Here is an 11,312-nt window from a genome sequence, read left to right on the forward strand (position 1 = left end):
GCATCGTGCCCTTTGGGGTCATGGGCAAGAGGGGAGTGGCGTGCTTGCATTGTTATACTGTAACGTAAAATAAAGCCCGACATCGTGACCGGGCATCTGCTGTGAGGAATACCTGATGCCCAATCGTCTCCCCGTGACTGTCCTGTCCGGTTTTTTGGGTGCTGGAAAAAGCACGCTGCTTAATTACGTACTGCGCAACCGCAACGGGCTGCGGGTTGCGGTGATCGTCAACGACATGAGCGAGATCAACATTGATGGCAGCGAAGTTCAGCGCGATGTCAGCCTGAACCGCGCTGAAGAGAAACTCGTGGAAATGAGCAACGGCTGCATCTGCTGCACCTTGCGCGAAGACCTGCTCGAAGAAGTCAGCAAGCTGGCTAAAGAAGGGCGTTTCGATTACCTGCTGATCGAATCCACCGGCATTTCCGAACCGCTGCCCGTGGCGGAAACGTTCACTTTCCGCGATGAAGAAGGACGAAGCCTGACCGACATTGCTCGGCTCGACACCATGGTCACCGTGGTCGATGGCCTGAATTTCCTGATTGACTACCAAGCTGCCGAAAGCCTCGCTTCCCGTGGTGAAACGTTGGGCGAGGAAGATGAACGCTCAATCACCGATCTGCTGATCGAGCAGATCGAGTTCGCGGACGTGATCCTGATCAGCAAGATCGACTTGATCGGAAGCAGCGAGCGTCAGGAGCTGATGGCCATCCTTGAACGGCTCAATGCTCAGGCCGAAATCATCCCGATGGTCATGGGCGAAATCCCGCTCGACAAGGTCCTCAATACCGGCCGCTTCGACTTCGAAAAGGCTGCCCAGGCGCCGGGCTGGTTACAGGCGTTGCGCGGTGAACACGTGCCGGAAACCGAAGAGTACGGCATCGCCTCCACGGCTTATCGTGCTCGTCGACCGTTCCATCCGCAGCGCTTTTTCAGCTTTATCGATCGCCCGTGGGTGAATGGCAAACTCCTGCGCTCCAAAGGTTTTTTCTGGCTGGCGAGTAAGCACATGGAGGCCGGAAGCTGGTCCCAGGCCGGTGGTTTGATGCGTCACGGATTCGCTGGGCGCTGGTGGCGTTTCGTGCCGAAAGCCCAGTGGCCGCAGGATGAAGAAAGTACCGCGGGGATCATGGAGAACTGGATCGCCAGCACTGGCGATTGCCGACAGGAACTGGTGTTCATCGGGCAGGACATCGACTTCGCACAGCTCACCAGCGAGCTCGACGATTGCTTGCTGACAGATGATGAAATGGCGCTGGGAGTCGAGGGCTGGCAGCGGCTGCCGGATCCGTTCGGTCCGTGGTTTGAAGAGACGACAACCTGATGCCGCTTGGCTAACGGCTCAAGGCTTGAGCCAGGTGCCCTGGCTCTGGGCTTCGCAAAACGGCTTCAGATACGCGGCATCGGTGGCCACGCCGTAATAGTGAATATCCTGCCGGTAAGGCATATTGGCGACTTGGGCGTTGCTGCACACACCGAATGCGCCGGCGGGGCATTGGTCAACGTACTGCACCTCGACGTTCTGTCCGGGAAGGTTCGGTTGGCAGAAGCCGTCGGCGAACAGTTTTTCCGGGATGTTGCGGTTCTGCTGGCAGACTTTCACGTCGAGTCGTTCAGCCGTGCTATGTACTACGCAGGCCTGGGCCAGGGCATCACTCGAAACCAACGCCAAGAGCAACGACAATCCCATCAACCGCATCCATTACCTCCTTAGAAAACGTCGACCATGTTGCAGAACATTCCCACCCACGTCATTGCCGGCCCTTTGGGTGCCGGCAAGACCAGCCTGATCAAAAACTTGCTGAAACAGCGGCCGATCGGTGAGCGCTGGGCGGTGCTGATCAATGAGTTCGGCCAGATTGGTCTCGACGCTGCGCTTCTGACCCAGGACGCCGATGGTATCGCACTGGGTGAAGTGGCCGGAGGTTGTTTGTGTTGCGTCAATGGCGCGCCGTTTCAGATCGGGCTCGGGCGTTTGTTGCGTAAGGCACGGCCGGATCGGCTGTTCATCGAACCCTCAGGATTGGGGCACCCGGCGCAATTGCTCAGGCAATTGAATGAAGCCCCATGGTTAGGCGTGTTAGCGGTGCAGCCCTGCGTATTGGTGCTGGATGCCCAAGCCCTCGCTGCCGGTAAACCGCTGCCCGAGTCGCAACAGGCGGCATTGAGTAGCGCTGGTTTGTTGCTGCTGAACAAGGCAGAAGGTATCGACGTCAACGATCGTCAGCGAATCGCCGCGCAGTTGCCTGCTCGTGCGGTGTATTGGACGCAGCAAGCGGTCTTGCCGTTGAGCGAATTACCGGGTCTTGGGGCTCGGGCGGAAGCGGGTGTGGATAACTTCATCGCCCCCAAGGGAATAGGGCAGATGCCGGCCATCTGGACTGACCCAGCGTTGCCGATTTGCTTGAGCCAGGAACAGGAGGGCGGTTGGAGCATCGGCTGGCGCTGGCATCCGCACCAGACATTCGACGTGGCACTCGTTGGCCGGTGGCTGGAAAGCCTTGCCTGGCGGCGGGCAAAGCTGGTTATCCACAGCGTCAACGGTTGGGTTTCGGCGAATGCAGTGGATAACTCGGTCATGGAATGGCAGCCGAGTGAATGGCGTCGGGATTCACGGATCGAGCTGATTTTTAGTGAGCCGCAGGAGGTTGATTCACTGCAACGAGGTCTGGCGGACTGCCTTTCGAGTTAAAGATCAAAAGATCGCAGCCTTCGGCAGCTCCTACAATGTGAAGATCTTTTGATTCACGGGCGCCACTTGGTATGTTCCTGCCGCCATTGACTCAACTCGATCACCTCGGCGCGAGGCTTCACCACATCCGTCACCGCCGGAGTGTCGTCGAATGGCACCGGGTAAGGCGCGAGTTCGATCTGCGCGCTGTGGGCGCCGAACTGGGTGATGGTTCCGGTGTGGCGGGTTTCACCGGTCACCGTGAATTCGAAGTTATAGACGCGGGCCAATCGTCGCCGGCCGTTGGCGTCTTTGATGAACGCGATTTTTTTCAGCGCCACGTTGCCGTCCAGCAGCTCGATCTCGAGCTTGCTGCAATGCTGCTTGACCCGCTCCAGCGCGCGCTCGCGCAAGCCATGGTTGTGCCACAACCACGCGCCGCCGGTGGCGAGCAGCATCAGCACGAAGATATTTCCAAGAGTCAGCATCACAGGGCGCTCCAACAAGATAGTGTCAGCTTAACTGTGTCGCCGGTCTGTCGTACAGGCTGCGTTTAGTCGCATACTGCGCGGCTAGAATTTCAATCGTTTTTACGGAAAACTCACCGCATGAAACGTACGCCCCATCTGCTCGCCATCCAGTCCCACGTGGTGTTCGGTCACGCCGGCAACAGCGCCGCGGTATTCCCAATGCAGCGGGTCGGGGTGAATGTCTGGCCGCTTAATACCGTGCAATTCTCCAACCATACCCAGTACGGCCAGTGGGCCGGTGAAGTGCTGTCACCGCAGCAGATTCCCGAGTTGGTCGAAGGTATCGCGGCGATTGGCGAACTGGGGAATTGTGACGGGGTGTTATCCGGTTACCTCGGCAGCGCGGCCCAGGGGCGGGCGATCCTGACGGGTGTGGCACGGATCAAGTCGATGAATCCCAAGGCGCTGTATTTGTGCGATCCGGTGATGGGCCATCCGGAAAAAGGCTGCAGCGTGCCAGGGGAAGTCAGTGATTTCCTATTGCAAGAGGCGGCGGCCGTGGCGGATTTCATGTGCCCGAACCAATTAGAGCTGGACAGCTTCTCGGGGCGTAAGCCGCAATCGTTATTCGACTGCCTGGCCATGGCCCGAGCGCTGCTGGCGCGCGGTCCGAAGGCGGTGCTGGTCAAGCATTTGGACTATCCCGGCAAGCCGGAGGAAGTTTTCGAGATGCTGCTGGTCACGGCCGAAGACAGCTGGCATTTGCGTCGCCCGCTGCTGGCGTTTCCGCGTCAGCCGGTGGGCGTTGGCGATCTGACTTCCGGGTTGTTTCTGGCTCGCGTCTTGTTGGGCGATAGCTGGGTGGCAGCGTTCGAATTCGCCGCTTCGGCGGTGCATGAAGTGCTGCTGGAAACCCAGGCTTGCGCCAGCTACGAGCTGGAACTGGTGCGGGCTCAGGACCGGATTGCTCATCCGCGGGTGCGGTTTGAGGCGACGGCGATCAGTTTGTAACGAGTCGCGTGGAAAAGATCGCAGCCTTCGGCAGCTCCTACAGGATTACACATTCCCACGTAGGAGCTGCCGGAGGCTGCGATCTTTTGCTTTAAGCGTCGCCCTTGATCTCCTGATAACGCTTTTCCAGTTCCTGACGAATCTGCCGACGCTGCTGGGCCTGCATGTAACGGCGTTTGTCTTCGCTGTTCTGCGGTTGCAGTGGCGGGACCACAGCCGGTTTGCGGTCGTCATCCACCGCGACCATGGTGAAGAAGCAACTATTGGTGTGGCGCACCGAGCGCTCACGGATGTTTTCAGTCACCACCTTAATGCCCACCTCCATCGAAGTGTTGCCGGTGTAGTTGACCGAAGCCAGAAAGGTCACCAGTTCGCCGACATGGATCGGCTCACGGAAAATCACCTGGTCCACAGACAGTGTCACCACGTAGCGGCCGGCATAACGGCTGGCGCAGGCATAGGCCACTTCGTCGAGGTACTTGAGCAGGGTACCGCCGTGAACATTGCCAGAAAAGTTGGCCATGTCGGGGGTCATCAGTACTGTCATCGACAGCTGGGTGTTTCCGGGTTCCATAGCGCTCTCACGGTTCAAGGCAGGATTTCAGGGGCGCACCTCTGCGGGTGCCTTGTCAGCTTTTTCAAACCAACAGTTATCGGGACGCCGGGTGGGTGGCTGCCGTCACGCCGGGATCGATCTGTTTCCATATATTGCACCGGCTTTCTGCCGGAAGTCGCGGTGTTAACCTCCAAAAGTCCACCTTAAGGAGCCCCACACCATGCATGCCATCAGTTTTATTCAAGACCTGGCAGTGATCATGTTGGTCGCAGGCGTGGTGACCGTGCTCTTCCACCGCTTCAAACAGCCCGTTGTGCTGGGCTACATCGTCGCCGGTTTCATCATCGGCCCGCATACCCCGCCCTTTGGCCTGATCCACGACGAAGAAACCATCAAGACCCTGGCCGAACTCGGGGTGATTTTCCTGATGTTCTGCCTGGGCCTGGAGTTCAGCCTGCGTAAGCTGTTCAAAGTGGGCGCCACGGCGTTTATCGCGGCGTTCCTGGAAATCGTGCTGATGATCTGGATCGGCTACGAAATCGGCCGCTGGTTTGACTGGAACACCATGGATTCGCTATTCCTCGGCGCGATCCTGGCGATTTCCTCGACCACCATCATCGTCAAGGCACTCAATGACCTGAAGATGAAGAACGAGCGGTTTGCGCAGCTGATCTTTGGTGTGCTGATCGTGGAAGACATCCTCGGTATCGGCATCATCGCCTTGCTGTCGAGCATCGCGGTCAGCGGTACGGTTAGTTCTGGTGAAATCTTTTCCACGGTCGGTAAGCTTTCGCTGTTCATGATCGTCGCACTGGTCATCGGCATCCTGTTGGTGCCGCGTTTGTTGGCCTACGTAGCGAAGTTTGAAAGCAATGAAATGTTGCTGATCACCGTACTGGGACTGTGTTTCGGCTTCTGCCTGCTGGTCGTCAAACTCGAGTACAGCATGGTGCTCGGCGCGTTCCTGATTGGTGCGATCATGGCCGAATCCAGACAATTGCTGAAAATTGAGCGCCTGATCGAGCCGGTTCGCGACTTGTTCAGTGCAATCTTCTTCGTCGCTATCGGGCTGATGCTCGATCCGATGATCCTGTTGCAATACGCCTGGCCGATCGCGGTGATTACGGTGGCCGTGGTACTCGGGAAGATGTTGTCCTGCGGCCTCGGTGCGTTTATCGCGGGCAATGATGGACGCACCTCACTGCGCGTGGGGATGGGGCTTTCACAGATTGGCGAATTCTCCTTCATCATCGCCGCATTGGGCATGACCCTACAGGTCACCAGCAACTTCCTCTATCCAGTGGCCGTGGCCGTTTCGGTCATCACCACGCTGCTGACGCCGTACCTGATCCGTGCCGCCGATCCAATGTCGATCAAGCTGGCCGGTGTGATGCCCAAGCGTCTGGGGCGCGTATTCGGGATGTACGGCGAATGGCTGCGCAGCATTCAGCCTCAGGGCGAGAGCGCGCTGCTGGCGTCGATGATTCGGCGGATTCTGTTGCAGGTGGGGGTCAATCTGGCGCTGGTGATTGCGATCTTCTTCTCGGGCGCGTTCTTCGCCGAGCGCATGTCGACTTACCTGCAAGGCTGGATCAGCGACCCGAGCTGGCAGAAAGCGTTGATCTGGGGTGGGGCGCTGCTGGTCTCGCTGCCGTTCCTGATCGCCGCCTATCGCAAGCTCAAGGCGCTGTCGATGCTCTTGGCGGAGATGGGGGTGAAGCCGGAGATGGCCGGCCGCCACACGCAGCGAGTGCGCCGGGTGATCGCCGAGGTGATTCCGATCCTCTCGCTGCTGGTGATTTTCCTGCTGCTGGCAGCCTTGTCGGCGAGTATTTTGCCGACCAACAAGTTGCTGATGCTGATCGCCGTGGTCGCGGCCGCCGTAGCGGCACTGCTTTGGCGCTGGTTCATCCGCGTCCACACGCGCATGCAGGTGGCCCTGCTGGAAACCCTGGACAATCACAACGAATCGTCCGGCCACTGAGATCTTTGTAGCAGCTGGCGCAGCCTGCGTTCGGCTGCGTAGCAGTCGCAATTTAGCGATGAGGTTATTCAGGTTAACCGAGTGTCAGGGTTTACGACTGCTGCGCAGCCGGACGCAGGCTGCGCCAGCTGCTACAAAGTCGAAGTCAGGCGATCAACTTTCCAGCCAGACGTCCCGCGCCCAATGCCATACCGACTCCCAGGTTTCCTCGGCAATCAGCTCTTCTTCGGCCTGCCACAGCACCACGGTGCCGTCTTCTTCGACCAGGTAGTAGTCGTCACCGTCCTGGCAGATCGGAATCATGCTGCGATCCACGCCAGCGTCCCAGGCGTTGGCGGCAACGTCCGGCAGGTAGGTGTGGGATTGCGGGTCGGTGACGGTCACCGGCTCCAGGCTGCCGTAGACCACGTCGCTAACGGTCAGCAAAAACTCCCTGAAGACAAACGGAATGTCGATGAACAGCTGTTCTTCGATTTCCACGATCTGATCTTCGTCGGGCAACTCCAAGGGGACCGGTACCGGTTCGTTGGCTTCACGCAGTTGTTCGATGATTTCTTCCACGTCCGGGATCCTCTTGCTTGATGGCGCGGTTTAGTTGGGGCGGTTTATACAGTAGCTCGCTATAGATGCAACCGCGAAATAGAAAACCCCGGCCGGGGCCGGGGTTTTCATTACAGCATGCTAACGCAGGCAGGATCAGCCGTTCTGGCGAATACCGGCGACCAGCCAAGGCTGGTTTTCGCCCTGTGGACGTTCCATGTTCCAGCTTTCGCTGAACACTTCGCCCTGGTCGAAACGCGAGGTCTTCGACACGCCGCTGAAGGTCAGGGTGGCGATGGTCTTGTCGGCGCGATCATCCACACCGTCCAGTTGAACATTGAGGTTATCAATGTAAGTGGACTGGAAACCGTCGCCCAGGTCGGCACGTTCGCGCTTGAGGAACTCCAGCATCTGCGGGGTCACGAACTCCGCGATTTTGTCCATTTCGTTGGCGTCCCAGTGTTGTTGCAGGGACTGGAAATGGTTGCGGGCCGCTTCGATGAAGTTCTTCTCATTGAACCAGGCCGGAGCATTGATCACCGGACGAGCGGCAACAGGTGCTGCCGAACCGCCAAAGATCGAACCGCCAGCAGGCTTCTGCTCGAACGCTTCACGTTGCATCGGCGCGTGGCCAGCCGGCGCCATGTGCTCCTGTTGTTTGCGACGACGCGCAGCGATGAAGCGGAAGATCAGGAAGGCGATGACCGCCATGATCAGGATGTCGAAAATCTGCATGCCCTGGAAGCCGCCGCCCATGAACATGGAGGCCAGCAGGCCACCGGCAGCGATACCGGCCAGAGGGCCGAGCCAGCGTGAGGCGCCGCCGGCCTTGGCAGCAGCGCCAGCGGCACCGGCAGCACCAGCGGTCGCCGCAGCGCCGCCCATGCCTGAAGAAGAAGGAGCCATTTGGCTGGTCTGGTGGGTCGGCGCGGCGCCGACACTTTTGCCGCCACCAAAGCGCTTGGCGTTGGCGTCGAGGCTCATCGTCAGGCCGATGCACAACGCCATGGCGATGCTAAGAAAACGTTTCATAAAGGGAATTCCCATTTGTGGATGGCACGCGCGCCATGTTGCACAGCTGAAGTGTTACTGGCTAGCGGCAGAGTGTTTCGGGCTTTTGCCTGACAGGTTGTGTTCAGCTTCAGTCAGCGCAATAAGGCCTGTTAACGTTGGTCTGTAGGATGAGTAGATAGGTTGTGTCGGACGGTTACCTAGCGTCGCAACGCCAGCATCACGACCCCGGCCGTAATCAGACCGATTCCGCCCCATTGGCGCAGGTCGAGCTTCTCGTCCAGCAGGATCACGCCCAGTACCGCCACAAACACCACGCTGAGCTTGTCGACCGGGGCGACAAGGGAAGCCGGGCCGAGTTTCAGCGCACGGAAATAGCAAATCCACGAGGCACCGGTGCCCAGTCCAGACAGCAGCAGAAACAAGTAGCTCTTGGCGGAGATAGATCCTAATGACTGATATTGGCCCGTCGCGTACAAAATCAAGGCCAGGCTGATCAAAACCACAACGGTGCGCAGCAGAGTGGCGAAATCGGAATTGACGTTTTCGATGCCGATTTTGGCAAAGATAGCGGTCAGGGCCGCAAACGCCGCCGACAACAGGGCCCAGAATGTCCAGGAAGAAAAGAAGCCTGAGCTCATGTGTAGTCCTTTATTAGATCGACCTGCGTCAGCACACAGTGTGGCCGCAACACAAAACCCTGTGGGAGCGGGCTTGCTCGCGAAGAACGATAACGCGGTGTTTCTGATGAACCGCGTTGCTACCTTCGCGAGCAAGCCCGCTCCCACATAGGCCCGCTGGCGAACTTCAGATCGCTTCCAGCTTCGCGTAGCCGAGCATCAACCATTTGCTGCCTTCGCTGAAGTTGACCTGGACCCGGGCCTGAGCCCCCGCACCTTCGAAGTTCAGGATCACGCCATCGCCGAACACCGAATGCCGCACCGTCTGGCCGAGACTGAAACCGGTGTCCGGAATTTCGCTGCCGCCGAACAGGCTGCTGGAACTCTGTTGCTGACCGCCACCAAACGGACGGCTGACGCTGTTGGACAGCCGCACTTCCTGGATCAGACCCTTCGGCACCTCACGTACGAAACGCGACACCTTGTTGTAGGTCTCACTGCCGTACAGGCGTCGGGTCTCAGCATAGGTCATCACCAGATTCTGCATCGCCCGGGTGATGCCGACATAGGCGAGGCGACGCTCTTCCTCAAGCCGGCCCGGTTCTTCGAGGCTCATCTTGTGCGGGAACAGGCCTTCTTCCATGCCCACCAGGAACACGTAAGGGAATTCCAGCCCTTTGGCGCTGTGCAGGGTCATCAACTGAATGCTGTCTTCGTGCTCGTCAGCCTGGGTATCCCCAGCTTCCAGCGAAGCATGACCGAGGAACGCCGCCAATGGCGTCAAATCTTCGTCTTCCTCAGCGTTTTCGAAGTTACGCGCGGCGCTGACCAGCTCCTCAAGGTTTTCTACGCGGGCCTGGCCTTTTTCGCCTTTTTCCGCTTCGTGGTAGGCGATCAGCCCCGACTGTTCTATGACGGTCTGGGTCATCAGATGCAGCGGCATTTCCATGCACTTGGCGGCGAGGTTTTCGATTAGCTCGATAAACGCCCCGAGCGCCCCGGCGGCGCGTCCGGTCAGGCCTTTATTGGCGACCAACAGGCGCATGGCTTCCCACATCGATACATCGCTGTGGCGCGCATGGTCGCGAATCGCTTCAACGGTTTTCTCGCCAATGCCACGGGCCGGCACGTTGATCACCCGCTCCAGCGCTGCATCGTTACCTCGGCCTTCCAGCAAGCGCAGGTAAGCCATGGCGTTCTTGATTTCCGCGCGTTCGAAGAAGCGCTGGCCGCCATAGATACGGTAAGGAATCCGCTCGCGCAGCAAGGCTTCTTCCAAAACGCGTGATTGGGCGTTGGAGCGGTAGAGAATCGCGATATCGCTGCGAGCCAGGCCGGTTTTGAGCGCGCTTTCGATGGTTTCGACAACATAACGAGCTTCATCGTGCTCGTTGAATGCGGCGTACAGGTTGATCGCTTCGCCTTCGCCGCCGTCGGTCCACAGCTCTTTGCCCATGCGCCCGGTGTTGTTGGCAATCAGGGCGTTGGCCGCTTTGAGGATCCCGGCGGTGGAGCGGTAGTTCTGCTCCAGTCGAATGGTTTCGGCGTCCGGAAAATCGTCGGAGTACTGATAAATGTTCTCGATTTTCGCGCCGCGCCAGCCGTAGATCGACTGATCATCGTCGCCCACCACCATCAGGCTGTCGCCACCCTTGGCCAACAGACGCAACCAGGCGTACTGCACGGCGTTGGTGTCCTGGAACTCGTCCACCAAAATGTGCCGGAAGCGCTTCTGGTAATGCGCCAACAATCCCGGGTGATCGCGCCACAGGTCGAGGGCGCGCAGCAGCAGCTCGGAGAAGTCGATGACGCCGGCGCGCAGGCACGCGGCCTCATAGGCCTCATAGATGTTGCGCATGGTGGCCAGGAACAAATCGCCGCTGGCCTGGATATGTTTCGGACGCAGGCCTTCGTCCTTCTGTCCGTTGATGAACCACTGAGCCTGACGGGCCGGCCAGCGTTGCTCGTCCAGGCCCAGCTCGCGGATTACCCGCTTGACCAGTCGTTGCTGGTCGTCGCTGTCGAGAATCTGGAACGTCTGGCTCAGGCCGGCTTCCTGCCAGTGCGCCCGCAGCAAGCGGTGCGCCAGGCCGTGGAAGGTACCGACCCACATGCCGGCCGGGTTGATACCCATCAGCTGCTCGATGCGATGGCGCATCTCGGCAGCGGCCTTATTGGTGAACGTCACCGACAGGATTGAGTGAGGGGAGGCGTTTTCGACCTGGATCAACCAGGCGATACGGTGCACCAGCACTCGGGTTTTACCGGAACCAGCACCGGCCAGGACCAACTGACGACCCACGGAGGCGGCTACGGCCTGGCGTTGGGCATCGTTGAGGGAGTTCAGCAGAAGGGAGAGATCATCGCGCATCGGGGCATTCTAGGGGGCTGCGCCACACCCGGCAAACTCCGCATTGATTTAGCCGATGAAAGTTACAGGGAGGACGAC

The 11,312-nt window shown here is 59.0% G+C and carries 11 protein-coding genes; 4 read left to right on the forward strand and 7 right to left on the reverse strand.

Annotation, left to right across the window (positions count from 1 at the left end):
* Positions 1 to 115: 115 nt before the first annotated feature.
* The gene (gene zigA / locus JFU37_RS12685) at positions 116 to 1,324 is read left to right on the forward strand and encodes a zinc metallochaperone GTPase ZigA (RefSeq protein ID WP_201115614.1); all 1,209 of its coding nucleotides are present in this window, start codon (positions 116 to 118) and stop codon (positions 1,322 to 1,324) included.
* 18 nt (positions 1,325 to 1,342) lie between these two features.
* Here zigA and JFU37_RS12690 read toward each other — a convergent pair whose 3' ends face one another.
* A complete protein-coding gene (locus tag JFU37_RS12690) occupies positions 1,343 to 1,699 on the reverse strand; it encodes an NADH:ubiquinone oxidoreductase (RefSeq protein WP_201115615.1) in 357 nt (118 codons plus the stop codon).
* Between the two features lie 27 nt (positions 1,700 to 1,726).
* On the opposite strand from JFU37_RS12690, the gene JFU37_RS12695 reads away from it, so the two are divergent.
* Positions 1,727 to 2,692, forward strand: coding sequence for a CobW family GTP-binding protein (locus tag JFU37_RS12695; protein WP_201115616.1), 966 nt, complete (start codon positions 1,727 to 1,729; stop codon positions 2,690 to 2,692).
* 53 nt (positions 2,693 to 2,745) lie between these two features.
* Here JFU37_RS12695 and JFU37_RS12700 read toward each other — a convergent pair whose 3' ends face one another.
* Positions 2,746 to 3,159 carry a DUF3301 domain-containing protein gene (locus tag JFU37_RS12700; protein ID WP_201115617.1) on the reverse strand — a complete coding sequence of 138 codons (414 nt, stop codon included), beginning with the start codon at positions 3,157 to 3,159 and terminating at the stop codon, positions 2,746 to 2,748.
* Positions 3,160 to 3,279: 120 nt separating this feature from the next.
* Between JFU37_RS12700 and pdxY the strand changes: the two genes are divergently transcribed.
* A complete protein-coding gene (gene pdxY, locus JFU37_RS12705) occupies positions 3,280 to 4,152 on the forward strand; it encodes a pyridoxal kinase PdxY (RefSeq protein ID WP_201115618.1) in 873 nt (290 codons plus the stop codon).
* 91 nt (positions 4,153 to 4,243) lie between these two features.
* Here pdxY and JFU37_RS12710 read toward each other — a convergent pair whose 3' ends face one another.
* Positions 4,244 to 4,726 (reverse strand): acyl-CoA thioesterase, encoded by a 483-nt coding sequence (locus JFU37_RS12710; protein WP_201115619.1) that lies wholly within the window; start codon positions 4,724 to 4,726, stop codon positions 4,244 to 4,246.
* Between the two features lie 202 nt (positions 4,727 to 4,928).
* Between JFU37_RS12710 and JFU37_RS12715 the strand changes: the two genes are divergently transcribed.
* Positions 4,929 to 6,692: a cation:proton antiporter gene (locus JFU37_RS12715; RefSeq protein ID WP_201115620.1), complete on the forward strand. Its 1,764-nt coding sequence runs from the start codon at positions 4,929 to 4,931 to the stop codon at positions 6,690 to 6,692.
* Between the two features lie 153 nt (positions 6,693 to 6,845).
* Here JFU37_RS12715 and JFU37_RS12720 read toward each other — a convergent pair whose 3' ends face one another.
* From JFU37_RS12720 to uvrD, 4 genes are all read right to left on the reverse strand, one after another.
* Positions 6,846 to 7,253 carry an SMI1/KNR4 family protein gene (locus tag JFU37_RS12720; RefSeq protein ID WP_007943369.1) on the reverse strand — a complete coding sequence of 136 codons (408 nt, stop codon included), beginning with the start codon at positions 7,251 to 7,253 and terminating at the stop codon, positions 6,846 to 6,848.
* A 135-nt stretch (positions 7,254 to 7,388) separates the two neighbouring features.
* A complete protein-coding gene (locus JFU37_RS12725) occupies positions 7,389 to 8,264 on the reverse strand; it encodes a Tim44 domain-containing protein (protein WP_201115621.1) in 876 nt (291 codons plus the stop codon).
* Positions 8,265 to 8,443: 179 nt separating this feature from the next.
* Entirely contained in the window at positions 8,444 to 8,884 is a 441-nt protein-coding gene (locus JFU37_RS12730) for an EamA family transporter (RefSeq protein WP_201115622.1), read from the reverse strand.
* A 166-nt stretch (positions 8,885 to 9,050) separates the two neighbouring features.
* Complete coding sequence (uvrD, locus tag JFU37_RS12735) at positions 9,051 to 11,234, reverse strand: DNA helicase II (protein WP_201115623.1); 2,184 nt, start codon at positions 11,232 to 11,234, stop codon at positions 9,051 to 9,053.
* Positions 11,235 to 11,312 lie beyond the last annotated feature (78 nt).

This window comes from Pseudomonas sp. TH41, from assembly GCF_016650695.1.
Taxonomy (GTDB): domain Bacteria; phylum Pseudomonadota; class Gammaproteobacteria; order Pseudomonadales; family Pseudomonadaceae; genus Aquipseudomonas.